General features: G+C 71.1%; 25 protein-coding genes, 1 tRNA gene and 1 pseudogene. 15 read left to right on the forward strand and 12 right to left on the reverse strand.

All coding sequences use genetic code 11. The annotated features are described in order from the left end of the window. Positions 1-53: 53 nt before the first annotated feature. Positions 54-413 (forward strand): annotated as a pseudogene (locus LCH29_RS34005) (alpha/beta hydrolase); the annotation flags it as partial. Here LCH29_RS34005 and LCH29_RS34010 read toward each other — a convergent pair. Next, entirely contained in the window at positions 410-1018 is a 609-nt protein-coding gene (locus LCH29_RS34010; RefSeq protein WP_446465538.1) for a TetR/AcrR family transcriptional regulator, read from the reverse strand. The pseudogene LCH29_RS34005 and the gene LCH29_RS34010 overlap by 4 nt on opposite strands. 96 nt (positions 1019-1114) lie before the next feature. On the opposite strand from LCH29_RS34010, the gene LCH29_RS34015 reads away from it, so the two are divergent. After that, positions 1115-1867 carry an SDR family oxidoreductase gene (locus LCH29_RS34015; RefSeq protein ID WP_446465539.1) on the forward strand — a complete coding sequence of 251 codons (753 nt, stop codon included), beginning with the start codon at positions 1115-1117 and terminating at the stop codon, positions 1865-1867. Between the two features lie 14 nt (positions 1868-1881). On the opposite strand, the gene LCH29_RS34020 is transcribed toward LCH29_RS34015, so the two are convergent. Both LCH29_RS34020 and LCH29_RS34025 read right to left on the reverse strand, forming a co-directional pair. Next, positions 1882-2568 (reverse strand): hypothetical protein, encoded by a 687-nt coding sequence (locus LCH29_RS34020; protein WP_446465540.1) that lies wholly within the window; start codon positions 2566-2568, stop codon positions 1882-1884. Positions 2569-2571: 3 nt separating this feature from the next. Continuing rightward, entirely contained in the window at positions 2572-3435 is an 864-nt protein-coding gene (locus LCH29_RS34025) for an MmyB family transcriptional regulator (RefSeq protein ID WP_446465541.1), read from the reverse strand. Between the two features lie 126 nt (positions 3436-3561). On the opposite strand from LCH29_RS34025, the gene LCH29_RS34030 reads away from it, so the two are divergent. The 3 genes from LCH29_RS34030 to LCH29_RS34040 all read left to right on the forward strand — a co-directional run bounded on the left by LCH29_RS34030 (position 3562) and on the right by LCH29_RS34040 (position 5619). Further along, on the forward strand, positions 3562-3777 hold the full coding sequence (locus tag LCH29_RS34030) for a tautomerase family protein (RefSeq protein WP_446465542.1): 216 nt from the start codon (positions 3562-3564) through the stop codon (positions 3775-3777). Between the two features lie 535 nt (positions 3778-4312). Then, a complete protein-coding gene (locus LCH29_RS34035; RefSeq protein ID WP_446465543.1) occupies positions 4313-4909 on the forward strand; it encodes a choice-of-anchor C family protein in 597 nt (198 codons plus the stop codon). Positions 4910-5061: 152 nt separating this feature from the next. Further along, a complete protein-coding gene (locus LCH29_RS34040; RefSeq protein ID WP_446465580.1) occupies positions 5062-5619 on the forward strand; it encodes a GNAT family N-acetyltransferase in 558 nt (185 codons plus the stop codon). Positions 5620-5627: 8 nt separating this feature from the next. Here the strand turns inward: LCH29_RS34040 and LCH29_RS34045 are convergent, their stop codons facing one another. The 3 genes from LCH29_RS34045 to LCH29_RS34055 form a co-directional block, all read right to left on the reverse strand. Then, a complete protein-coding gene (locus LCH29_RS34045; protein WP_446465544.1) occupies positions 5628-5954 on the reverse strand; it encodes a putative quinol monooxygenase in 327 nt (108 codons plus the stop codon). A 77-nt stretch (positions 5955-6031) separates the two neighbouring features. Beyond that, the gene (locus LCH29_RS34050; RefSeq protein WP_446465545.1) at positions 6032-6313 is read right to left on the reverse strand and encodes a DUF6191 domain-containing protein; all 282 of its coding nucleotides are present in this window, start codon (positions 6311-6313) and stop codon (positions 6032-6034) included. Positions 6314-6414: 101 nt separating this feature from the next. Continuing rightward, positions 6415-6488, reverse strand: a tRNA-Lys gene (locus tag LCH29_RS34055). 179 nt (positions 6489-6667) lie between these two features. On the opposite strand from LCH29_RS34055, the gene LCH29_RS34060 reads away from it, so the two are divergent. Then, on the forward strand, positions 6668-7261 hold the full coding sequence (locus tag LCH29_RS34060; protein WP_446465546.1) for a lytic polysaccharide monooxygenase auxiliary activity family 9 protein: 594 nt from the start codon (positions 6668-6670) through the stop codon (positions 7259-7261). 81 nt (positions 7262-7342) lie between these two features. Here the strand turns inward: LCH29_RS34060 and LCH29_RS34065 are convergent, their stop codons facing one another. Together LCH29_RS34065 and LCH29_RS34070 are read right to left on the reverse strand one after the other, a co-directional pair. After that, positions 7343-7567, reverse strand: a complete 225-nt coding sequence (locus tag LCH29_RS34065; RefSeq protein ID WP_446465547.1) for a DUF397 domain-containing protein — start codon at positions 7565-7567, stop codon at positions 7343-7345. A gap of 17 nt (positions 7568-7584) precedes the next feature. Next, the gene (locus LCH29_RS34070) at positions 7585-8469 is read right to left on the reverse strand and encodes a helix-turn-helix domain-containing protein (RefSeq protein ID WP_446465548.1); all 885 of its coding nucleotides are present in this window, start codon (positions 8467-8469) and stop codon (positions 7585-7587) included. Between the two features lie 157 nt (positions 8470-8626). Between LCH29_RS34070 and LCH29_RS34075 the strand changes: the two genes are divergently transcribed. The 6 genes from LCH29_RS34075 to LCH29_RS34100 all read left to right on the forward strand — a co-directional run bounded on the left by LCH29_RS34075 (position 8627) and on the right by LCH29_RS34100 (position 13794). Then, complete coding sequence (locus LCH29_RS34075) at positions 8627-9028, forward strand: ATP-binding protein (protein WP_446465549.1); 402 nt, start codon at positions 8627-8629, stop codon at positions 9026-9028. Between the two features lie 162 nt (positions 9029-9190). Then, positions 9191-9472 (forward strand): hypothetical protein, encoded by a 282-nt coding sequence (locus LCH29_RS34080; RefSeq protein ID WP_446465550.1) that lies wholly within the window; start codon positions 9191-9193, stop codon positions 9470-9472. Between the two features lie 371 nt (positions 9473-9843). Beyond that, on the forward strand, positions 9844-10644 hold the full coding sequence (locus LCH29_RS34085; protein WP_446465581.1) for a response regulator transcription factor: 801 nt from the start codon (positions 9844-9846) through the stop codon (positions 10642-10644). 109 nt (positions 10645-10753) lie between these two features. After that, positions 10754-11662, forward strand: coding sequence for a helix-turn-helix transcriptional regulator (locus tag LCH29_RS34090; RefSeq protein WP_446465551.1), 909 nt, complete (start codon positions 10754-10756; stop codon positions 11660-11662). A gap of 461 nt (positions 11663-12123) precedes the next feature. After that, positions 12124-12687: an ABC transporter permease gene (locus tag LCH29_RS34095; RefSeq protein WP_245606640.1), complete on the forward strand. Its 564-nt coding sequence runs from the start codon at positions 12124-12126 to the stop codon at positions 12685-12687. A gap of 54 nt (positions 12688-12741) precedes the next feature. After that, positions 12742-13794, forward strand: a complete 1053-nt coding sequence (locus LCH29_RS34100; protein ID WP_446465552.1) for an ABC transporter substrate-binding protein — start codon at positions 12742-12744, stop codon at positions 13792-13794. Here LCH29_RS34100 and LCH29_RS34105 read toward each other — a convergent pair. From LCH29_RS34105 to LCH29_RS34120, 4 genes are all read right to left on the reverse strand, one after another. Then, positions 13791-15044 carry an MFS transporter gene (locus tag LCH29_RS34105; protein ID WP_446465553.1) on the reverse strand — a complete coding sequence of 418 codons (1254 nt, stop codon included), beginning with the start codon at positions 15042-15044 and terminating at the stop codon, positions 13791-13793. The genes LCH29_RS34100 and LCH29_RS34105 overlap by 4 nt on opposite strands. Next, on the reverse strand, positions 15041-15817 hold the full coding sequence (locus LCH29_RS34110) for an LLM class F420-dependent oxidoreductase (RefSeq protein WP_446465554.1): 777 nt from the start codon (positions 15815-15817) through the stop codon (positions 15041-15043). The genes LCH29_RS34105 and LCH29_RS34110 overlap by 4 nt, the downstream gene beginning before the upstream one ends. A 581-nt stretch (positions 15818-16398) precedes the next feature. Then, on the reverse strand, positions 16399-17418 hold the full coding sequence (locus LCH29_RS34115) for a zinc-dependent alcohol dehydrogenase (protein ID WP_446465555.1): 1020 nt from the start codon (positions 17416-17418) through the stop codon (positions 16399-16401). 118 nt (positions 17419-17536) lie between these two features. After that, positions 17537-19099: an MFS transporter gene (locus LCH29_RS34120; RefSeq protein WP_446465556.1), complete on the reverse strand. Its 1563-nt coding sequence runs from the start codon at positions 19097-19099 to the stop codon at positions 17537-17539. A 362-nt stretch (positions 19100-19461) separates the two neighbouring features. Between LCH29_RS34120 and LCH29_RS34125 the strand changes: the two genes are divergently transcribed. From LCH29_RS34125 to LCH29_RS34135, 3 genes are all read left to right on the forward strand, one after another. Beyond that, positions 19462-20223: a LuxR C-terminal-related transcriptional regulator gene (locus LCH29_RS34125; RefSeq protein WP_446465557.1), complete on the forward strand. Its 762-nt coding sequence runs from the start codon at positions 19462-19464 to the stop codon at positions 20221-20223. A 271-nt stretch (positions 20224-20494) separates the two neighbouring features. Beyond that, a complete protein-coding gene (locus tag LCH29_RS34130) occupies positions 20495-20746 on the forward strand; it encodes an acyl carrier protein (RefSeq protein ID WP_009717613.1) in 252 nt (83 codons plus the stop codon). 37 nt (positions 20747-20783) lie between these two features. Continuing rightward, positions 20784-22019, forward strand: a complete 1236-nt coding sequence (locus LCH29_RS34135) for a beta-ketoacyl-[acyl-carrier-protein] synthase family protein (RefSeq protein ID WP_446465558.1) — start codon at positions 20784-20786, stop codon at positions 22017-22019. Position 22020: the final 1 nt, after the last annotated feature.

The raw sequence follows: 22020 nt of genomic DNA on the forward strand, positions 1-22020 counted from the left end.
CACCTCACGGAGCCAGGCTCGCTTCGGCGTCCGCATCCGCATCCGCCGGGTCCGCGGCCGCGTACGAGAAGGGCGTCGCCGAGAGCCGCGCCGCCTTCCCGCTGACCGCGGGAATGCCGAGGGGTGCGACGGTGTGCGCCTCCTGGCCGTACACGCCGAAGGAGCCCCCGGTACGGATCACCGACCGTGGCCCCTCCACCGTCCTCATGGTCCAGAACCGGCGTGACGTGGCCACGCCCCTCAGCGGCGCCCTCGAACTCCGCGAGGCCCTCGGCCGACGCGCCGTCATGGTGACCGTGAACTCCACCGGCCACGACGCCTATCTCGCCAACGGCAACGCCTGCGGCGACCGGACGGCCTCCCACTTCCTGGCGACGGGTGAGCGGCCGACGCGGGACATCGTCTGCGACTAGGCGGGCGGCCAGTTCCGCAGGGCCATGTCGGCCACCTGCTGGAGGTCCTCGCGGGGAGTGCCGCCGGCGGCCTGGACGGCGATGCCGTTGGCGACGGTCATGAGGTAGCGGGCGAGCAGTTCGGGATCGGCGTCGGGGGGCAGGTCGCCCTCGTCGACGGCTTGCTGGAACCGGCCGTGGAGCAGGGAGATGGCCTCTTCGCGCCAGGCGGTGAGGGCGTCGCGGGCGTTGCGTCCGGGGCCGCCGGCGGCGAGGGAGCCCTGGACGCCGAGGCACCCGGCGGGACGGCCGGGGCCGGTCGTGGCCCGGACGGAGCCGTTGAGGAACGCGGTGGCCACCTGCCGGGCGGTGGGCTCCCGCATGGCCCGGGCCCCGTACGAGGCGGGGCCTTCGGTGTAGCGCTCCAGGGCCTTGCGGAACAGGTCCTCCTTGTTGCCGAAGGCCGCGTACATGCTGGTGCGGGTGATGCCCATGGCGTTGGTCAGGTCGGTGAGGCTGGCGCCTTCGTAGCCCTGTTCCCAGAAGACCCGCATGGCCTGTTCGAGCGCCTCGTCGGCGTCGAACCCTCTCGGCCGGCCGATCGGCGCTCTGCCCCGTGTCTCCATGTGATCGATCCTACCTCTTCCGTACTGGTCGGTGCAGATCTCTGCTACGGTCTCGTTCTGTATCGATCGATACGGAAATTCGTGGAGGTCATTCGCATGGGACAGCTTGAGGGCAAGACTGCCGTCATCACCGGCGGCGGTACCGGGATCGGTTTGGCCACCGCCGTTCGGCTGGCGGACGAGGGTGCGCACGTGTTCATCACCGGACGGCGCAAGACCGTGCTGGACGCGGCGGTGGAGACCATCGGCTCGGCGAGGGCCACCGCGGTGGCGGGCGATATCTCCGACCTGGCCGACCTGGACCGGCTCTACGACGCGGTCCGCGCCCGGGGCCGGGGCCTGGACGTGCTGTTCGCCAACGCCGCCGCCGCGTCGTTCGCCACGCTGGAGCAGATCACCGAGGAGCACATGGACGAGACCTTCGGCGTCAACGTCCGGGGCACCGTGTTCACGGTGCAGAAGGCGCTGCCGCTGCTCAACGACGGCGCGTCGGTGATCCTGAACTCCTCGGTGCGCGCCGGTGACGGTGTCGAGGCGTTCGGTGCGTACGCGGCTTCCAAGGCGGCGGTCCGGTCCTTCGCCCGGACCTGGGCCAACGAGCTCAAGGGCCGGAACATCCGGGTCAACGCGGTCTCCCCGGGCACCATCGACACCCCCGCGGTCGACGGCCTGGCCGGTACGTCAGAGGACGCGGCCGCCATCAAGGCACAGTTCGCCGAGCGTGTCCCGCTCGGCCGGATCGGGCGCCCGGAAGAGGTCGCCAACGCGGTGGCGTTCCTCGCTTCCGAGCAGAGCAGCTTCATCCTCGGAGCCGACCTGTTCATCGACGGTGGCGAGATGCAGGTCTGACCCGCGGGCGGCAGTCACCTGGATTTTTCGATCATCTGGGCGGCTTGAAGATAGGCCCGGGCGGCGGCGGGCGTGACGGTTTCGGGTTGGTGCATGGCCTTGTCGCGCAGCAGGCGCAGCTGATCGACGAGCCCGGCCGTGTGGGGTGGCAGGACGCCATTCGGCACGCTCTGCAACGCGTTCCATGCCGTGATGATGGCGCCGACGGGCGATGTGTCGACCAACGCCCGGGCCTCCTGGAGCTGTTCGCGCCAGAGGGGTGCCGCCTCGACCGCGTCCGTTTGCGCATACGGAGGAGGAGCCCACGGGCCCCCGGGAGGTGACCCCTGCTGTGTCGGCGAGGGCTGCGGCTGTGCCGGTGGCGGGGCTTCCTCGGAGGCGGAAGGGCCGAGCCCCTCTTCCACACGCTCCGGGGTCGGCACCCCAGCCGGGGCGGGGTACGGCGACCAGGGCTGAGGACCCTGCGCGGGCACCCCCGGGGTGTAGGGTCCCGGTGGGTCGGCCATGGCCACTTCCTCCGCCTGGCTCAGCACGTGCCGTGCCTGCGTCTCGAACTCGATCGCGCCCGCCGGAGTTTCCAGGCGGGTCATCCGCCCGAACGCATCGCGAATGTGGTTGCGCAGGCCCCAGACCAGGCCCACCGTCACGGCGGGCCATACCAGCGCCTCGATGTACTTCAAGACGAGTTCGGCGATCTCCATATGTCAGTGCGCTCGCTCGCGTTTCATGTCCTGGGTGCCGATGACGGAGAGGAGTTCCAGTTGGGAGGCGCCCTCGGTGCCGGGCGGGGCGGTGAACCACAGCAGGCGTTGGCAGCCATCCTCGCTGAACAGGGTGTGGCAGTCCAGTTCGATGATCCCCAGGGCGGGGTGGACGATGCGTTTGTGGTCGGTCCGCCGGAGGGCGACGTCGTGGGTGGCCCAGAGCGCGGCGAACTCCTCGCTGCGGTGGCGTAGTTCCGCCACCATCCGTTCCACCGTGGTGTCACCGCCGCGTCGGGCGGCGACGGCCTGGAGGTCGGCGACGAAGGCCCGGGAGTGGTGGGGGTGGTCCTCGGCCGGGTAGAGGGCGCGGGCGCCGGGGTCGGTGAACCAGCGGTGCACGAAGCTCGCCTCGGGACCGCGTACGGCCGGGGGCGGGCCGAGGAGCGCGGCGGCCAGCGGGTTCTGGACGAGGGTTTCGTGGAGGTCGGTGATGACCTGCGCGGGGGTGGTGGTGAGCCGGTCCAGCAACCCGAGCAGGGCGGGCTGGACGTGCGCGGCCGGTCCGTGGGCGGCGGGGGGTACGCGGCGGTCGGCGAGGTGGAACAGGTGGTCGCGCGCGTCGCCGTTCAGCCGCAGCGCCCGGGCGAGGGCGGCCAGCACCTGGGTCGAGGGCTGGGCGCCACGCCCGCGTTCCAGCTCCGTGTAGTAGTCCGCGGAGAGCCCGGCCAGTTGGGCGACCTCCTCGCGCCGCAGACCGGGCACCCGGCGCCGCGGACCGGCGGTCAGCCCGACGTCGGCCGGGCGGATCCGGTCGCGCCGGGACTTCAGGAATGCGGCGAGCTGCGCGTGGTTCACGCCGCTCATCGTCGCGCGCGCCGGGGTGCGGAGCCAGGGGACGGTAACCCCTGGGTGGGCACAGCCCTGGCTGGCGCGGGGCCACCGGGCCAGGGTGGGACCGTCCCGCCGTCCCGTGTCGGAAAGAGAACCACCATGCCTTTCGCGAACTTCAAGGTCCCCGCCGGAACCCTCGACGCGCAGCAGAAGGAGAAGATCATCACGCGCACGACCGAGCTGTACGCCGAGATCTACGGCGAACGGGCCCGCGCCAACACCCTCGTCCTGGTCGAGGAGGTCGCCGACGGCGGCTGGGGCATCGGCGGCAACGTGCTGACCCTGGCCCAGCTCCAGCAGACCCCCGAGGACTGATCACCGACGGGCGATCGCGGCCTGCATCGCCCGCTTGGCGATCGGCGCCGCCGCCCCGCCACCGCTCCCCCCGGAACCCGACTCCCCCTCCACGACCACGGCGATGGCCACCTGCCGATCGCCCGAGCCGGGCTGGGCGTACGCGGTGCACCAGTCGATCCGGTCGGCGCCGCTTTGCGCGAGGGCGGTCGTAGCGCCGACGTCCGCGCCGTCGACGCGGGCCCGCGCTCGTGCCGCCCGTCACCGCGGCGGCCATGGCCCCGCGCAGCTCGGCAGCTGTGCGCTGGCTGACGACCTGGCCGCGCAGGAACCCGGCGCCAGGGCTGTGGACAACGGGGATATCGCCGGGCGGTGACGCGACGCCTCGGCGTCCGCGAGGGGCGGGCGGGTCAAGCAGGCGGCGCGTCCGGGGAGTTCGGACCGGCGTACACCACCGTGCGCCCGTGACTCGGTCTTGGTCTCCGCCGGGGGATGCGGGAGATTCTTCCGGGCGGTCAATTCAGACGCTCGCGCATCTTTCATCCAGGAGGGGAACATGTCGCCCATTCGCACCTTTGTTGCCGCGGTCATCGTCGCCGGTGTCGTCGCGGGAGCCGGTACGGGCGCCGCGCTGGCGGCTCCGGCGGCCAGTCACTTCGATGGCGGCAGCTTCGAGACGCCCAGGGTGGCGGCCAATACGTTCGTGAACATCGGGACGGGAGGGTCCATCGGGCCGTGGAAGGTCACCGGGGGGAACGTGGACCTGATCGGGGACGGGTTCTGGCAGGCCGCCGAGGGTGACCAGTCCGTCGACCTCAACGGGGACAACGCGGGCACGGTGGCGCAGACCTTCACGACGGTGCCGGGGAAGCGGTACACGGTGACGTACTCCCTCGCCGGTAACCCCGGGGTCGGCGGTCCGGCGCTGAAGACCGGCAAGGTCCTGGTGGACGGCCAGAACTTCCAGAACTTCAGCTTCGACACCACCGGCAAGACGACGGCCAACATGGGGTATGTGACCCACGAGGTGAGCTTCGTGGCCACCGGCGCCACCACGACCCTGGCGTTCGCCAGCACCATGTCCGGCGCCTGGGGGCCGGTCATCGACGACGTCACGGTCCGCCACTGCGAGCCGTGCCCCTCCTGCGACTGATCGCTGCCTGATGACGTACGAACGCCCCGGCGCCCTCCGCGTGCCGGGGCGTTCGGGGCGCTTCGGGGCGCGGAAAAATGCCGGGTAGCGGCGCGGGCGGACGTGAGAAGATCCGTCGCGTCGTGGGGTGGGTTCGGCGGTGGAGGGCGATGATGTACGCGATATCCCTGGGGGACGACGGCGCGGAGCTGCGCCCGCTCGAACCGTGGCGGGCCGAGGAATTCCTCGCCCACATGGAGCGGGGGCGGGAACTCATCGGGCAGCATATCGGCCTTGCGGACGCCGTCACGGATCTGGCGTCGAGCCGTAGGTTCCTGGAGTCGTACGCGCAGAAGGCCGCGACCGACACCGGTCGCATCTACGGCATCTGGACGGACGGCAAGCTGGTCGGCGGGGTCCTCTTCCGGACGATGGACATCGCACAGGGCACCGCCGAGGCGGGCTGCTGGCTGGAGCCGTCGGCCGTGGGCCGGGGCCTGGTGACCAGGGCCTGCCGTCTGATCATCGACTGGGCCGTCGAGGAGCGGGGCATCCACCGCGTGGAGTGGCACGTCTCGGTGGCGAACGCGCCCAGCATCGCGGTGGCCCGGCGGCTCGGGATGACGAAGGACGGCGTGCTGCGGGAGAGCTTCCTGTACCGGGGTACGCGGCGCGACATGGAGATCTGGTCGGTCCTCGCCCCCGAGTGGCGCGCGGCCCGGCAGGCGTAGGGCGTGTCTCAGGCCAGGGGGTCTCTCTCGTTGAGCGCGTCGAACTTGCGCACCTCATTGCGCATGTTCGGGCCCCACTTGGCGAAGAGCGCCATGACCTCCGGTGTGGCAAGGTGCCGATCGAGCGCCTGCTGGGAGGTCCATTGCTCGAGCACCGTGACCGTTCCGGCCGCCGCGTCCTCCACGCAGAACGAGAGCAGCACGTTTCCCGGGTTCGCCGCGGCGATCGGGTAGGTCGCCTGCGCCTCGGCGATGAACGTCTCGACGTCGTGGGCAGGGACGAAGACCCGGCCGGCGGCGATGATGGCCGTCTGCTTCGTGTGGAGCGCATGCAACGTGCCGTCTCACCCTTCGCGTTCCGGTGCGGGGCCGGAACGGCCCTGCCCGTGCAAGGTAAGACCTGCCGTTGGCGTCAGGTGCAAGAGCCTCCGTCAGGGCCCTTCGGCCGCGGACGCACTACCGCCGTGCCCGCGTCCAAGTCCACGGTGCTGCCCGGCGGGGCGCCGGAGTCCGTGTCGTCGCGCAGGGTGAGCCGGCGTTCCCTCTGCTCCTGGACATGCCGCCGCGAGGGATGGAACACCTCGGCCAGTGCCTCGGTGTTCGCGGCGCCGCCACCGCCGAACCTGCGCCGGTGCCAGCTCACCCAGGCGAACAGCACGATCCAGAGGGAACCGGCGACGATGCCCACCGCCATCAGCATCTTCTCGCGCCTCCAGGGCTCGGCAGCCGCAAAACGCAGCTGGGGTTCCCCGGACGAGCCAGGAAACCCCAGGTCAGTGACCGTAAGGCCATCGGTGCGCCGCCAGGGACTCGAACCCCGGACCCGCTGATTAAGAGTCAGCTGCTCTAACCAACTGAGCTAGCGGCGCCTGCTGACAACGGAATCCTACCGGACCTCGTGGGGTGGTCCGGACCAGGCTCCGTCCTGCCCCTGCCGACACCTTTGTCATTGGTATGGACATGACCAAATGGGCCTGGCTACGCTCGACTTGGTCTAGACCGCATCGCACGGCTCGCAGAAGCACCCCCACGTCTTCAGGAGCGAAGCATGCGCAAGAAGATCCGCGCCGCCGTGGTCGGCATCGGGCTCGCGGCGGTCACCGTTCTCGCGACGGGTGGCGAGGCCACCAGTCACGGCTACACCGACTCACCGCTCAGCAGGCAGAAGCTGTGCGCCAACGGGACCGTCGCCAACTGTGGCGAGATCCAGTACGAGCCGCAGAGCGTGGAAGGGCCCAAGGGTTTCCCCTCGGGCGGGCCCGCGGACGGGACGATCTGTGCGGGCGGCAACAGCCGGTTCGCCCAGCTCGACGATCCGCGCGGCGGGTCGTGGCCCGCGACCAAGCTGACCGCCGGGCGCAGTTACACCTTCAATTGGCGGTTCACGGCCTCGCACGCGACCACGGACTTCAAGTACTACATCACCAAGAACGGCTGGAATCCGAGCACCAAGGTGACCCGCTCGAACCTCCAGTCCCGGCCCTTCCTGACCGTGCCGTACAACAACCAGCGGCCGCCGTCCACGCTGTCCCACTCGGGGACGATCCCGAGCGGGATGACCGGGCGGCATGTGATCCTCGCCGTCTGGACCATCGCGGACACCGGGAACGCGTTCTACGCGTGCTCGGATGTCCGGTTCTGACGGGTTCGGTTCCGGCAAAGCCCGTTCCGACAGCGAAAGGCCGCCCGGCCTCCGGGCCGGGCGGCCACCCATCCGCTTACGTCACGCGTCGAACGTGCCCGCCTTCGCACCCCGCAGGAAGGCGGCGAGCGTCTCCGGGGCCGTGGTGAGGACCACGCCCGGGTCGTCGCTCTCCCGGATCAGCAGCCGTCCGCCGCCGGCGGCGATCTCCACGCACTGGCCCTCGCCCACGGAGTACGAGGACTTGCGCCAGCGCGGACGGTGCTGGTTCCCGGCGAGTGGTGCAGAGGTACATGAGGTGTTCATGTGTGGGGCCCTCTTTCTCATACGAGATCTGCGATGAGGCCCTTCGTCGCATCCGGAGACAGCGCGCTGTCGGCGATGCGGCCGAAGGCGTCGACGAAAACGTTGACGTCGTCGACTCCTTCGACGTACGTGGGCCCGCGCAGGTTCTCCTGGGAGACCACATCCGGCATCGGACCCGGGAAGCCCACGAGTGTGAACGCGCCGGCGTCCCCCGGGTTGGGCGCCGCGTCGATCGGCATCACCTGGAGCGTCACCGTCGGCCACTCCGCGACGTCCAGCAGCCGGCGCAGCTGCTCGGCCATGATGGCCGGGCGGTCGGCGAACCGGCGGCGCAGCGCCGTCTCGTGGATGACGGCCCACAGCCTCAGCGGGGTGTCCGCGCGGGTGAGCACGGCCTGGCGGGCGAGCCGCACCTCGGCGAGGGCGGAGACCTCGGCGGCGCTGCGGGCCCTGGCGTTCGCGGCGATCGTCTCGCGCGCGTACTCGGACGTCTGGAGCAGCCCGGGGATGACCAGCGGGGCGTAGTCGCGGACGGAGTCGGCGTCCGACTCCAGCGATATGTAGTCGGCGTAGGCGGGCGCGACGACTCCGCGGTACGTCTGCCACCAGCCCCGCTTGCCCGCGTCCTTGGCGAGCCCCTCCAGCGCGATCCGGATCTCGCGGTCGGTGACCTCGTACGCCCGCAGCAGGACCTCGACCTCGGTGGTGCGGATGGTCGCGTTGGCGTTCTCGATGCGCGACAGCTTGGGCGCGGTCCAGTGGCGGGCGCCAGGGGAACCGTTCGCGGTCGCGTTGAGCGCTTCTGCCGCCGCGTCGAGTGTCATCCCCGCTTCGGTGCGCAGCCTCCGCAGAGTTGAACCCAGACGCCTGCGCCGTACGGTGGGCACTGGCTGGTAGGACATGGCGTCAGTCTGGCCTATCGCCGACAGCGGTCACCAGGCGGCATATGCCAGTTGTGAGCCAAAGGGTCGAAACATTGCGAGCGACACTCCCGATGAGCCAGGATCGCTCTTGCGACATGGCGGCAGTGCGCTGCGCTTTGGAGGGGCCCCGGACCATATGGCATACAACATCCCGCAGCGGTACGAATTCCGCCTCCGCGTTCACCCGCAGAAACTCGCCGAGGTACGCCGTGCCGTCGGCGCCCCGCTGCGTCTGTGGGGGCGCGGGGAACTGGTCACGCCCGCGGCGATGTGCGTCACCGAACTGCTGTCCAACGTCCACAAGCACGCGGCGTCGCCCGAGTGCGTGCTGACGCTCGAAAACCGCCCGTACGGGATATGCGCCGCCGTCTTCGACTCCGAGACCTCACTGCCGGTGGTCAAGGAGCCGGACTTCCTCTCGGAGTGCGGGCGTGGGATGTTCCTGCTCAGCAAGACGGCCCATGAGTGGGGTACGGACCTCCACGACCACGGCAAGACGGTCTGGTTCACGCTGCGCGCCGAAGCGGTGGATCCCTGACCGCCCCCATCGGTAGCGTTGTGTCAAGGTGAGTTGACGGAGCGGCAGGGGAGGGCTCATGGATCGGGTGACGACGGGTGCGCTGGTCGCGGCGGTCAACGCGGCGGTATCGGGCGCCGGAGGCGAGGCGGGGCGGCGCCGCTCGGCGCACTGGCCCGCCGGGTGTGGCGACGCGGCGAGGCCGAACCGGCGGGCGGTGAGCCCGAGCCGGTGACCATTCCGTACGACGACGAGGAGCGGCTGCGTCGGCTGGCCGATCTGCTGGTCGAGCGGTCGCGGCAGGACCCGCAGTTCGGGCGCGATCTGGCCGCCTGGCTGCGGGAGTTCGGCGAGCCCGCGGAGCGGAAGGCGGGTTCGGTGTACAACACCTTCTCCGGAACCGCGTCGAACGCGGTCATCCAGGGGCGCGACTTCAGCGGTTCGATCAACTTCGGGCCGCAGTGACCCGTTCGGGGTGGTGGCAGCAACCGGACATGATCGCTTCCGGTCGTGGCGGAGCGTCGTCGCATTGCGACTGATCGTGTCCGGATAGCGGTCTCGCGGACTGACGGTTCGTAACTTGCTGACAACACGCACCGCTTGACGCCTGGTCGAGCGCCGTTTCGCGCTCTGACGCGCCGGACTTGGTCTATTCTTTACTTCACGCCCCGCGTTGACGTCGTCGCTGTGCGCGAATTACTGTCATCAGTGATTTCGCACCATGCTGCCTCCGCGTTTTGAGCACGTCGAGGCATGGAATTCCAAGAACCAGGCCGGTATTTGCAGAACTAGGTAGCTGTCGCCCTCCAGGGGAAGTCATGGTTGGTCTTGTGACGATGTCCGAGCCTTCTCCTGAGCATGAGACGGACTCCTCGGTCCCCGCCATGACCGGCGACTATGTCGAGCGTGCCCTGCTGGCCGCCCGCGATCTGATCGAGTCCACGGTCACCCGGCACCGGCGGGAGCTGGCCCAGGACTCCTGGGCGGGGAAGGCCCTCGGGCAGGTGCCGCTCGCCGAGGTCGTCGACACGCTCGTGGACGGGGCCGAACGGACCGTGAGCGTCGTCCTGTCGGGCGGCGAGGAGCAGTCGGAGGTCGTCTGCTCGGCGCTCGCCCGGCCCGCCCGGGGCGGCCGGGGGCGCCGCGCGGTGCGGCTGCTGTGTCTGCCGCGGGCGCTGGACGCGGCTCGGGTGCGGGCGCTGGCGCGCACCGATCCGCGCTGCGAAGTCCGCGTCTGTGACGGGGAGTTACCGGAAGCGCTGTTCGTCGACGGCCAGATCGTCTACGTACGGAACGAACCGCCGGACCCGGCGCGGGGCGGCGGGCGGCAGGCGTCGCTCGTCGAGGATCCCGCCGCGGTGCAGGCCCTGGAGCTGATGTTCGCGGGGACCTGGGGGAACGCCGTGGCGCTCGAGGACTATCCGCGGCTGGGCGGGCGGCTGTGCCCCACGTCCACGCGGCGCATCCTGGAGTGCCTGCGCACGGGCCACACCGATGAGGTGGCGGCGCGCGACATGCAGGTGTCCCTGCGGACCTACCGCCGGTATGTCGCGGAGATCATGCGGGAGCTGGGGGCCGGATCCCGCTTCCAGGCGGGGGTGCGGGCGGTGGAGCTGGGGCTGCTGCCGGACCGCTGACCCCCTCTTCACCCGTGGCGCCCACGGTCGGAACCCACGACCCATAACCCAAAACCGACAGCGCATGGCACTCGAGACCTTGACCACGTCGCGAGGCAGGAATGACGACATGAAGGATCCCGGTGATCCGGGGGACGTTCTGGAGCGGACGTTACGGGAGGTGCGGGCCCTCATCGAGGCCACCGTCGTCGAACACCGGGCCCGAAGAACGAGAACGGGGCAGTTCACCCAGGTGGGCATGGCGGACGGGGCGTTCCTGGCCGCCGCCGAACAGGTGATCACCAAGGCCCGGGGGCGGGTGGACGCCGTGTTCCCGGAGGCGCCCGGCCGGATGGCGGCGGCGCACGCGGCGCTCACCGCCCTGCTGCTGAACCTGGACGACGACGCGGTGCGGGTGCGGGTGCTGCGCGGCCGCGCCGGTCCCGCGGGTGGGTCGGGCGGCGGCGCGGGCGGCGGCGCCCCGGTGGGCCCCGCGCCCGTACCGGCGCCCATCCCGGGCCCCGCGCCCCCGCCCGCGCCGGTCCCGGCGCCCGACCCCGAAGCCGGGCCCGACCCCGCGGCCGCACCCGGGCCGGAGGCGGCTGACGAGCCCGCGTCCGCGCCCGCGCCCCGCCCCGCGCAGGTCCGGATCGCCCCGGTGCCCCTGCCCACGGCCGTGATCGCCGACGGCCGGACCGCACTGGTGTGCACGGAGTCGGCGGACGGGCGGCACACCTCGGTCATCGAGGACCAGGTGGTGGTCGGCTCGCTGTACGGCATGTTCCGCTCCATCTGGGCGGGCGCCACCCCCGCCCCGCGCCCGCTCGACTTCGGCAACCGCGCCCGTACGGAGATGGTGCGGCGGGTGCTGGCGCGGCTGCGGGACGGGGTCACCGACGAGGCGGCCGCCCGCGATCTGGCGATTTCCGTGCGTACGTACCGCCGCTATGTCACCGGGATCCTGGAGCTGCTGGACGCCAACTCACGCTTCCAGGCCGGGGCGCGCGCCTCCGAGCTGGGCATTCTCGGGGACCGCTGAGGAGATGGCAGGAAGTCCGGCCTCGGAATTGTTTCGTTTTCCCATCGACATTGTGAACCGGTGTGCGCTGGGGATAGGTTGCACGCGGGCGTGCCGCGATCTGGCAACCGCCGGTAATACAAGGGGATTTGGGGATGGGTGAGGGGTACGGGAGCGGTACGGCGGCCACGGCGGTGGCGCGCGGTGAGCCGGAGGCGGTGACGCCGCGGCGCGAGCCGCATTTCCCCCGGCCGCCGCGGGTGGATAAGACCCGCGAGAGCGGCGGCGAGCGTCGCACGGGGGCCATGTTCCGGGGAGTGCTTCCGCCACTCGTATTCGGGCTGGCACTGCTTCTCGTCTGGGACGTCGTGACCCGTACCGGAGCGGTGGCGGAGTTCTACCTTCCGAAGCCGGTGGACTTGGCCCGGTATTTCATCGACCAGGTATTGCACGATTCCCTTGTCGACTACACCTGGGAAACCGTGCGAGAAGCACTGGCCGGAAGCGGTATGGGAATCGGAGTGGCGCTGCCGCTCGGCTATCTCATCGCCCGCAGCGACCTGGCGGCCGCTGCGCTCCAGCCGTACATCGCCGCGTCGCAGGCCGTGCCCGCGGTGGCGCTGGCCCCGCTGCTCGCGCTGTGGCTCGGCTACGGACTGCTGCCGATCGCGGTGCTGTGCGCGCTCCTCGTCTTCTTCCCCATCCTCGTCAACACCGTGCTGGGGCTGCGCGGCCTGGACCCCGAGGTACTGGGTGCCGCCCGCGTGGACGGCGTGGGGTGGTGGGGCATGCTCTGGTACATCGAGCTTCCGCTCGCCCTGCCCAGCATCCTCGCCGGGGTGCGCAACGGGCTCACGCTCTCCATCACCGGCGCCGTCGTCGGGGAGTTCGTCATGGGCGGCGACGGCCTGGGGCAGCTGCTGTCCGTGCAGCGGCAGGCGGCCGACACGATCGGCCTGTTCTCCACACTCGTCATGCTCGCCCTGCTCGCCGCCGGTCTGTACGGCGTGGTCCGGCTGGTCGAGCGGCTCGCACAGCGTGACTGACCGGTGAGCGGCCGGTCGCATCCGATTCACGAGTCGATTCTCGAGGAGAAGTACGTGCGTTCTGTGCAGACGACCATGAGGGGCGCCCTCAGACAGCGGGTTCTGGGGGCGGCTCTCGTGTCGGTGGTGGCCGCGGCCACCCTGACCTCATGCGCCGAGGAGCCGAAGGACGCGGAGGGCAAGGGCGGCAAGAGCATCACCGTAGGGCTGACCTACACCCCGAACATCCAGTTCTCGCCCTTCTACGTGGCCGCCGAGAAGGGCTACTACAAGGACGCCGGGCTGAAGGTGACGCTACGCCACCACGGCGCGTCCGAAGACCTCTTCGGGGCCCTGTCGTCGGGCAAGGAGGACGTCGTCTACGCGGGCGGCGACGAGATGCTCCAGGCGCGCGCCGCCAAGAATCTGCCCGTCGTGGACATCGCGACCTTCTACCAGAAATACCCCGTGGGCCTGATCGTGCCCAAGGACTCCGCCATCAGGAAACCGGCCGACCTCAAGGGCCGGAAGATCGGTACACCGGGCCCCTTCGGCGAGACGTATTTCGGTCTGCTGGCCCTTCTCAAGGAGGGCGGACTTTCCCCGAAGCAGGCCAAGATCCAGAACATCGGATTCACCCAGCAGGCGGCCCTGACCGGAAACAAGGTCGAGGGCGTGATGGGCTATCTCAACAACGACGCCATTTCCTTCGAGGAGGCCGGCAAGGAGGTCCGGGCGATTACGCTCGACTCCGGCGACAAGGGTGATCCGCTGGTCGGGGTCGGTCTGGGCGCCAAGAAAGACGTGCTGGAGAAGCGCGGCGACGACATGAAGAAGTTCGTCGCGGCGTCGCTGCGCGGGCTGCGCTACGCGATGGACAACCCGGACGACACCATCAAGCTCAGCGAGAAATACGTACCGGGGCTGCGCGGCGAAAAGCAGAAGAAGAACGCGATGGCGGTCCTCAAGGCCACGATGCCGATGATGAAGACGGACCAGGGCGAGGTCGGCGTCAACGACCCGCAAACCTGGACCCGGATGGCCGATTTCATGTACGACCAGGGGCTGTTGGAGAAGACGGTCAGCCCTGAGGACGCGTACGACAACGGCTATCTGCCGAAGTCCTAGCCGCTCCGATCGACCGCGGGAGGGACGGCCGCCGCACGCCGGTGCAGTGCGGCGGCCACCGCGAACGCGGCCCCGGCACCGGCCGCGAGCGCGGTCCAGCTACCCGTCGCCGAGAGGTGGGCGACCACGAACAGCCCGATCGGCGGCCCGGTCGCCGTGCCCAGGTTCCAGGCGAGGGAGGCCAGCGCGCTCGCCCGCCCCACGGCCGCCTCGCCGGACCAGCGCAGCAGCAGCGGATAGAACGCCGAGGAATACGTCAGCTCGCCCGCCGCGAATACCACCGCGAACGCCAGCAGCAGCCCGTAGCGGAGGACCGGCGCGGCCCCGTCCCCGGCCAGCGCCGCGCCGAGCCCGCAGCCGAACGCCGCCACCCACAGCACCGGCCCTGCGGCCAGGCTCACGGTCTCCGGCAGCCGCTCCAGCCAGCGGCTCAGGAGTGGCTGGAGGGCGACCAAGGCGAAGGAGTTGGCCGCCACGACGGTGCTCACCCAGCCCAGGGTGACGGCCATGTCGTCGTGCAGGAGCAGCGGCACCGTGGCCTCGATCTGGGTGAAGCCGACGATGGCGAAGAGGGCCTGGGCGACGATCAGCAGCGCCATGGGGCGGGCGCGGAGGAGCGTGCGGTACGTGGTCCCGTCGGCGGCCGGGGCTTGCGCCGGGACGGCCTGGCTCGTGGTGCGGGGACGTACGTACCAGATCGCCGCGATCAGGGGGAGCGCGGCCAGCGCGTTGGCCAGGTACAGCCAGCGGAGCGTACCGGTCGGAGTGTGCGCGCCCTGGAGCGCGAGCCCCGCGGCCACCGAACCCACCCCGATGCCGACGTTGTTGACGATGTGCCGGACGGAGAACGCGGTACGGCGGCCGCTCTCCGGAACGGCCGCGTCCACGATCCCCACGATCGACGCGTAGAACAGCCCGAAGCCCACGCCCACGCACGCCCCCGAGGCGAGCACCAGGGAGGTGGTGTCGGCCGGGGCCAGCATCCCGTACCCGGCGGCGAGCGCCGCCCCGCCCAGCACCCCCACCCGGTGCGGCCCGCGCCGGTCGGCCAGCGGGCCGCCGACGAGGGCCGCGGCGAAGCTGGCCACGGCCATCGCGATGAAGTACCCGCCGGCGGCCCGGGCGCCGAGGCCCAGCAGCCCGCTGATGTAGATCGCCGTGAACGGGAAGCACAGGCCGTTGCCGAGGGTGGAGACCAGCAGCGCGCCCATGAGCAGGGCGAAGCGGTGTCCCAGGGGTTCCCGTTTCATGGGGTGAGCGCGGCGCGCAGCGCGAGCAGCTTCTCGACCGCCCCCAGGTCGTACGGGGCGGGCAGCGACAGCACGAGGTGCACCGCCCCGGCCTCCGCGAACCCCTCGGCCAGCGGCAGTTGGTCCGGGTTGACCATGACCGTACGGGCCACCTGCCCGGGGTCGCGGCCGACCCGCTCGCACCACTCGTCCAGGGCCCGGTTCAGCTCACGGAACTCGGCGACCGGGTCGGTGGCGGCCCAGCCGTACCAGTTCCACCAGTCCGCCTCGCGGGCCACCAGCTCCAGGGTGCGGCGTCTGCCCGCGCCGCCGATCAGCAGGGGCAGGGGTCCCGCCGGGCCGGGGTTGAGCTTGGCCAGCCGCTCCTTGACGGCCGTGATGGAGGCGGCGAACGCGTCCATGCGCCCGGCCGGGCCGGGGAACGGTATGCCGTACGCGGTGTGCTCGGCCTCGAACCACCCCGCCCCCAGCCCCAGTACCAGCCGCCCGCCGCTGAGCTGGTCCACGGTGCGGGCCATGTCGGCGAGCAGGTGCGGATTGCGGAAGGCGGTGCAGGTGACGAGGGGGCCGATGGTGGCGTGCCGGGTCTCGACCGCCATCGCGGACAGCAGCGACCAGCACTCGTAGTGGGTGCCGCCCGGGTCGCCGGTGTGCGGGAGGAAGTGGTCCCAGGTCCACAACGAGTCGACGCCGAGGGCGTCGGCCTGCCGCCAGGCGGCGCGGAGTTCCTGGATGCCGGTGTGCTGGGGGTGGAGCTGGACGCCGATGCGCACGGTGGTCCCTTCGGTTGTTGTTCCCCACCCCGCCCCTTCCCGGCCCAGGGGCCCCGCCCCTGGACCCCGCCCCCGCCGGACGGGACCCGGGCGACGGTCCGCTCCTGCGGGGCGGTGCCGCCTGCCCGGCGCCGGGCGGCGGGGGCGTGCGGCCGGTGCTGCGTGGTGGGCCCCGCCCCTGCCGGGTGGCCAGGGGGACGGCCCGCCCCTCCGGGGCGGTGCTGCGTGGTGGGGTTGCGTGTCTCGTGTCGGGGGCGGGGCTGTGCCCGGGTGGCGGGGCGTTGCGTCTGGCCCCGCGTGCTTGCTGTCGGCGGACCCGGGGCGTGTGCCCTGGGTCCGCAGGGGCGGGGGCCGCCCCTGCCGGGTGGGTACGGGCGACGGTCCGCTCCTCCGGGGCGGGGGTCGCGTGTTCGGTGCCGCGTGGCGGGGCGTGCCGCCCGTTCGCCGGGGTCCGCTCCCGCCGGGGGGCGAGGGGCCCGGTGCCGGGCGGGTGGGCCGTATGTCCGGTGCCGTCGGAACGGGGCGTGGGCCGCGGGGCGTCCGTGGCCCACCGGTTGCCGTGGCTCACGGGACCGCCGGGGCTACGGGGTGACGACCACTCGGTAGACCGGGGTCTCCGAGGCCTGCTTCAGGGCCTTCTCCACCTCGTCCAGGCCGTACCGCGCCGTCACCAGGCCCGCCAGGCGGGACGCCAGCGAGCCCCCGCGGAGGAGTTCGGCGGCTGTGCGCCAGTCGGACGGTTCGTGGCTGAAGGAGCCCGTCACGGTGAGCTGGCGGCGGTGTACCTCGTACCCGGGGAGTTCGGCGGGCGGGCCGTCGGGGGCGCCGCCGAAGAGGACGATCGTGCCGCCGTCGGCCACGGCGGCGAGCGCGGCGGCGATGCACTCGGCGCTGGCTATGGTGACGAACACGAGGTCGGCGGCGGGGAGTTGGCGCACCTCCTCCGGGCGTACGGCCGTGTCCGCGCCCGCCGCCGCGACCGCCGTGCGGCGCTCCTCGTCGCGCTCCACGACCGCGACCCCGCGCGCCCCCAGCTCACGGGCCACGGCCAGGTGGAGGTGGCCCATGTACCCGGCGCCGATGACGGTCACCCGGTCCCCGGCGCGGAAGCCGCCGCGGCGCAGGGAGTGGACGACGCAGGCGAGCGGTTCGCCCATGGCGGCGACCGCCGGGTCGGTGTCGCCGACCGACCAGACGCGGGAGGCGGGGAGCACGATGTGGTCGGCGAGTCCGGCGCCCATGGCGATCGCGCCGTCCGCCTCGCGCACCCGGCCCTGGAGGGCGACGCAGATGGCGGACTGGCCGCGGCGGCAGGCGCGGCAGGCGCCGCAGCGGGGGAGGCCGTCGAGGGTGACGAGGGAGCCGACGGCGGGCATGTCCTCAAGTCCGGCGGCGGTGGCGCCGACGCGTTCGACCCAGCCGGAGATCTCGTGTCCGGCGGCGGCCGGGTAGACGGTCATGCGCCCGGCGTACAGATTGGCCTCCATGGTGCAGATGCCGCACGCCGCGATGCGGACCAGCACTTCCGAATCCCCGACGTCGGGCACGGGTATCCGTCTTAACTCGACCTCGCCTGCCGCGGTGATGACCGCTGTACGCATGGGAACAGCCCTCCGGAATACGGACGTTGTGCCGGGAGGCTATGCCCGTACCCCCGGGGAGGCAAGGAAAGGATCACGGGGCCGTAAGCGGGCTCGTAAGCGGGCTCCGTAAGCGGGCTCAGCGGGCGCCCTCGGCGTACGTCGCCCGCCGGAACGTCCACCAGATGATGACCGCGCCCACCGCCGCGGCGATGGCGCCGACCACGGCGGCGACGTGCATGGCGTGCACGAATCCCTGGTCGGCGAAGTCGGACAGCCGCGGCATCCGCAGCCGCCCGGCGATGAGGCGGGTGGCCTCGGGGGACTCCTCGGCGGCACCGGCGGCGCCCGGCGGCAGATCGCCCAGCTTGGGGCTGATCTCGCCGCGGTAGACACCGGCGAGGATGGAGCCGAGGACCGCGACCCCGAGGACGCCGCCGATCTGCCGCATCGCGTTGTTGACGGCGGACCCGGCGCCGGTGCGGTCGGCGGGCAGGACGGACATGATGGCCTCGGTGGTGGGAGCCACGGCGGCGCCCATGCCGAGCCCCTGGAGGATGAGGAAGACCCAGAACAGGCCCAGCCCGCTGTGCTCGTCGAGGAAGACGTACGCGAAGAAGCCGGTCGTGGCGATGAGCATGGCGACGGTGACGACGCGGCGCACCCCGTACGCCCGCACCAGCTTCGCCGACAGCGGCGCGCCCAGCAGCACGCCGATCGCGACGGGGGCGATGGACAGCCCGCACTCCAGCGGGGTCTGCCCGTGGACGCCCTGGAGATAGAAGCTCGTGTAGTACATGGAGCCGTTGAGGCCGAAGAAGGTCAGCATCACGGCCACGCTCGCGCCGGTGAACCGGCTGTTGCGGAAGAGCCGGACGTCGAAGCTGGGGTTGGCGACCCGCAGTTCGACCAGGACGAACACCAGGACGAGGACCGCGCCGACGGCGAACGCGCTGAGAATGGCCGGATCGTTCCAGTCGTTGCGGTGGCCGCCCTCGATGACGGCCCAGACGATGGCGAAGAGGCCGACGGTGGAGAGCACCACGCCCAGCGGGTCGAACTTCTGCCGCACCTTGGCGGCCGCGCCGGGCAGGAACACCAGCGAACCGGCCACGCACAGCACGACGATCGGCACGTTGACGAGGAAGACCGACCCCCACCAGAAGTGGTCGAGCAGCGCCCCGCTGAGCATCGGCCCGGTGGCGATCGCGATGCCGCTGGAGCCGGACCAGATGGCGATGGCGGTCGCGCGGTGCCGTTCGTCGAAGACCTGGGCGATCAGTGCGAGCGTGGCGGGCATGATCAGGGCGCTGCCGATGCCCATCGCCCCGCGGGCGACGATGAGTTCGGTGGCCGAGCCCGCGTACCCGGCCCAGGCGGAGGCGCCGCCGAACACGAGCATGCCGGTGAGCAGCAGATTGCGGTGGCCGTAGCGGTCGGCGAGCACCCCGCCGGTGAAGAGGAGTACCGCGAAGACCAGCGTGTAGGAGCTGATGCTCCACTGGAGCTGGTTGGGGCTGGCGCCGAGCCCCTCGTCCGGGTCGGCCAGTGTCTTGAGCGCGACGTTGAGGACCGTGTTGTCGAGCCATACCGCGAGTTGGGAGAAGACCAGCACCGCGAGAGCGAGCCATTGGCGGCCGGTGGGCGACTCTTCGGCGCCCGCCGGTGCCGTGTCGGTGATCGCGGTGTTCTGTGCAGCCATGGGGGCGGCGCCTTTCGGGGACCACTGAAGGGTGGGGGGTCCGCGCTCGTACGGCAAGGGACGGCTTGCTGGCTCAAGGCTTGCTGGCTCAAAGAGGAAGTTACCAATCTGCCGAGGCGGGGCGCAGCCCCTTGACCCCGTTGGAGGGTCTTCCTCCGCTGAAGGGCGATGATATTTACCCCGCTGACGGCCCGTTGAGCCATGATGTTCCTTGCCGTTTCGGCAGATGGCTCGTTACTGTGCCTCGATCGGGGAACGGGGGGTGTCCTTTGAGCCATTTTGGAATTCAACCAAATGACCGTACGCCTATTGAGGGTATCGACGGTATTGACGGCGCGACGGGCACAAGGAGAGCGGTTCGTATGGAGCCGGAAGCCAGGTCGGACAACCTGGAGGAGGCCCTCGGCCAGGCGTTACGGCTGATCGAGTCCGCCGTGACCCACCACCGCCGCGGCGTGCTCGCCTCGGCGACCGCGGAACTGCCGGTGGACGGCGAGGTCGTGGCGGGGTGGGTGGCACGGCTGGTGCTGCGCGCCCAGCGTGACGTGATCTGGAGCCTGCCGGAGGTGACTTGCGAGGACCATGCACGGCTGGTCGCGCAGACCCTCGCACAGCTGTCCGGCAAGGGCGTGCGGATCCGGATGCTGTGCCCGCCGCGGGTGATCCGCGGGGCGATGTGGCAGCGCACGGTCGGCACGGTGCCGCGGCTGGAGGTGCGGGTGTGCGGCTCCGCGCAGCAGGAGCTGGTGGTGGTCGACGGGGCGGCGGTGATCGCACCCGAGCGCTCCCCGGGCGACCCCGGCGGCTCCCGCGCCTCGATGATCCAGAACTCGACGGTGGCCGCGATGCTGCACCGGCTGCTGTGCGGGATGTGGGACACCGCGCAGCGCCCGATGCGGCCGCTGTCGTTCGAGGGCGGGGCGCGCGGCCGGGTGCTGCGCGAGGTGCTGACGCTGATGGCCGAGGGCTACAAGGACGACGCGGCCGCCCGGAAGCTGGGGCTCTCGGTGCGTACGTATCGGCGCTACGTGGCGGACATCATGCGGGACCTGAACGTGGAGTCGCGCTTCCAGGCCGGGGTGCGGGCCGTGCGCGCGGGGCTCATGGAGGCGGAGCGCGACTAGTCGACTGCTGTGACGGGTAGTCGGGTAGTCGGGTTCAGGCCGATTTGCGCGGTCTGCGGGCATCACCGTGGCAGCTTGCTGCAGATTGGGCATCCTGACGTTCCGGTAACCGGCTGCGCAGTGCAGCTTTATGACAGCCGTGGTTGTCGTGCGGTTGGGTTCACGGGCGGTGTGACAGGTAGTGGACTCGGGGCTTGTCGCCCCCCGAACCGCCGCATAGCGTCATCGTCAGTCGTCGCTTTGCCCATGCCGAAAATGGAGGTGCGCGGTAATGGCCGCCATCGTCGAAGAGCGTCGGGAAACCATCAAGGAAATCGTTACGGATATCCTTGAGATCGACCCGGACGAGGTCACCGAGACCAGCCTCTTCAAAGAAGAGCATGACGCGGATTCGCTGCGTGCCATTGAAATACTTGCGGCGCTCGAAAAAACGTTCAACGTGGTCATCGACCAGTCCGAGCTGGGCCGGATGGTGAACCTCAAGGGCGTCTACGAGGTTGTTTCCGACGCGGCCGGCTGGTGACGGGACCCTCGGCGGACTCCTCGGAAGGCAGGGCGATATGCGTGGTGAGTCGGGTCGCAGGGTCGTCGTCACCGGTCTCGGGGCGGTGTCCGGCATCGGCATCGGCACCGCGGAATTCCTCGCCGGACTGCGCGCGGGGAAGAGCGCGGCACGGCCGGTCACCGCGTTCGACACCGAGGGTTTCGAGCATGCGATGGCATGCGAGGTCCCGGACTTCGAACCCGGGCGGTGGATCCACCGTCTGGACATAGGGAACCTGGGCCGGGCGAGCCAGTTCTCGGTGGCGGCGGCCCGTATGGCGGTGGCCGACGCCGGTATCGCGGAGGACGCGTTGCGCGCCGTCCCGTCCCTGATCTCCATCGGCACCACCGACGGGGAATCGGGCGACCTGGACCAGCTGGTCGAGACGGAAGTCGACCTGGGGCCCGAGCGGATGGACCCCGCCGTTGCCCGCCGGGTGCCCGCCGGGCGGCTTTCGGCCGTCATCGCCGAGGAGTTCCGCTTGAGCCGGACGGAGGCGGTCACCCTCCCCACCGCGTGCGCGGCGGGCAACTACGCCATCGGCTACGGCTACGACGCGATCCGCGGCGGGGACGTGGAGGTCGCCCTGTGCGGCGGCGCCGACGCGCTGTGCCGCAAGACCTTCACCGGCTTCTACCGGCTGGGCACGATAGCGCCGGAGCGCTGCCAGCCCTTCGACAAGGACCGCAAGGGCATCCTCACCGGCGAGGGCGCGGGCGTCCTCGTCCTGGAGAGCCTGGAATCGGCGCTGGCCCGCGGCGCCCGCATCTACGCCGAAGTCCTCGGCTACGGCCTCAACTGCGACGCGGACCATCCCGTCGCCCCCAACCAGGACAGCGTGGCCCGCTGCATGCGGCTCGCCCTGGACGACGCCCGGATCAAGCCGGAGGAGGTCGACTTCATCTCCGCGCACGGCACCGGCACCCGGGCCAACGACATCACCGAGGCCCGCGCCATCCGCCAGGTCTTCGGCGACGCCGCCCCGCCGCGCACCGTGTCCATCAAGTCGATGATCGGCCACTCCATGGGCGCCGCCGGGGCGCTCGCCTCCATCGCCTGCGCGCTGGCCCTCACCGAGGGGTTCATCCCGCCGACCATCAACCACGTGGAGACCGACCCGGAGTGCGGTCTCGACGTCGTACCGAACGAGGCCGTGGACGCCGAGCTGAGGGTCGTACAGAACAACGGGCTCGCCTTCGGGGGCAACAACGCCGTGGTGATCTTCGGCAAGCGCGGCACGGACTGGAATTAGG

Source organism: Streptomyces sp. BRA346 (assembly GCF_052851135.1).

Bases quoted from the DNA above. Each gene is read 5' to 3' on its own strand.
- LCH29_RS34015 (WP_446465539.1), top strand. From the start codon at position 1,115: ATGGGACAGCTTGAGGGCAAGACTGCCGTCATCACCGGCGGCGGTACC.
- LCH29_RS34125 (WP_446465557.1), top strand. From the start codon at position 19,462: ATGGAGCCGGAAGCCAGGTCGGACAACCTGGAGGAGGCCCTCGGCCAG.
- LCH29_RS34025 (WP_446465541.1), bottom strand. From the start codon at position 3,435: ATGAGCGGCGTGAACCACGCGCAGCTCGCCGCATTCCTGAAGTCCCGG.
- LCH29_RS34115 (WP_446465555.1), bottom strand. From the start codon at position 17,418: ATGCGTACAGCGGTCATCACCGCGGCAGGCGAGGTCGAGTTAAGACGG.
- LCH29_RS34035 (WP_446465543.1), top strand. From the start codon at position 4,313: ATGTCGCCCATTCGCACCTTTGTTGCCGCGGTCATCGTCGCCGGTGTC.
- LCH29_RS34060 (WP_446465546.1), top strand. From the start codon at position 6,668: ATGCGCAAGAAGATCCGCGCCGCCGTGGTCGGCATCGGGCTCGCGGCG.
- LCH29_RS34105 (WP_446465553.1), bottom strand. From the start codon at position 15,044: ATGAAACGGGAACCCCTGGGACACCGCTTCGCCCTGCTCATGGGCGCG.
- LCH29_RS34050 (WP_446465545.1), bottom strand. From the start codon at position 6,313: ATGGCGGTGGGCATCGTCGCCGGTTCCCTCTGGATCGTGCTGTTCGCC.
- LCH29_RS34065 (WP_446465547.1), bottom strand. From the start codon at position 7,567: ATGAACACCTCATGTACCTCTGCACCACTCGCCGGGAACCAGCACCGT.
- LCH29_RS34120 (WP_446465556.1), bottom strand. From the start codon at position 19,099: ATGGCTGCACAGAACACCGCGATCACCGACACGGCACCGGCGGGCGCC.
- LCH29_RS34020 (WP_446465540.1), bottom strand. From the start codon at position 2,568: ATGGAGATCGCCGAACTCGTCTTGAAGTACATCGAGGCGCTGGTATGG.
- LCH29_RS34090 (WP_446465551.1), top strand. From the start codon at position 10,754: ATGAAGGATCCCGGTGATCCGGGGGACGTTCTGGAGCGGACGTTACGG.
- LCH29_RS34085 (WP_446465581.1), top strand. From the start codon at position 9,844: ATGTCCGAGCCTTCTCCTGAGCATGAGACGGACTCCTCGGTCCCCGCC.
- LCH29_RS34030 (WP_446465542.1), top strand. From the start codon at position 3,562: ATGCCTTTCGCGAACTTCAAGGTCCCCGCCGGAACCCTCGACGCGCAG.
- LCH29_RS34130 (WP_009717613.1), top strand. From the start codon at position 20,495: ATGGCCGCCATCGTCGAAGAGCGTCGGGAAACCATCAAGGAAATCGTT.
- LCH29_RS34075 (WP_446465549.1), top strand. From the start codon at position 8,627: ATGGCATACAACATCCCGCAGCGGTACGAATTCCGCCTCCGCGTTCAC.
- LCH29_RS34010 (WP_446465538.1), bottom strand. From the start codon at position 1,018: ATGGAGACACGGGGCAGAGCGCCGATCGGCCGGCCGAGAGGGTTCGAC.
- LCH29_RS34135 (WP_446465558.1), top strand. From the start codon at position 20,784: ATGCGTGGTGAGTCGGGTCGCAGGGTCGTCGTCACCGGTCTCGGGGCG.
- LCH29_RS34040 (WP_446465580.1), top strand. From the start codon at position 5,062: ATGTACGCGATATCCCTGGGGGACGACGGCGCGGAGCTGCGCCCGCTC.
- LCH29_RS34070 (WP_446465548.1), bottom strand. From the start codon at position 8,469: ATGTCCTACCAGCCAGTGCCCACCGTACGGCGCAGGCGTCTGGGTTCA.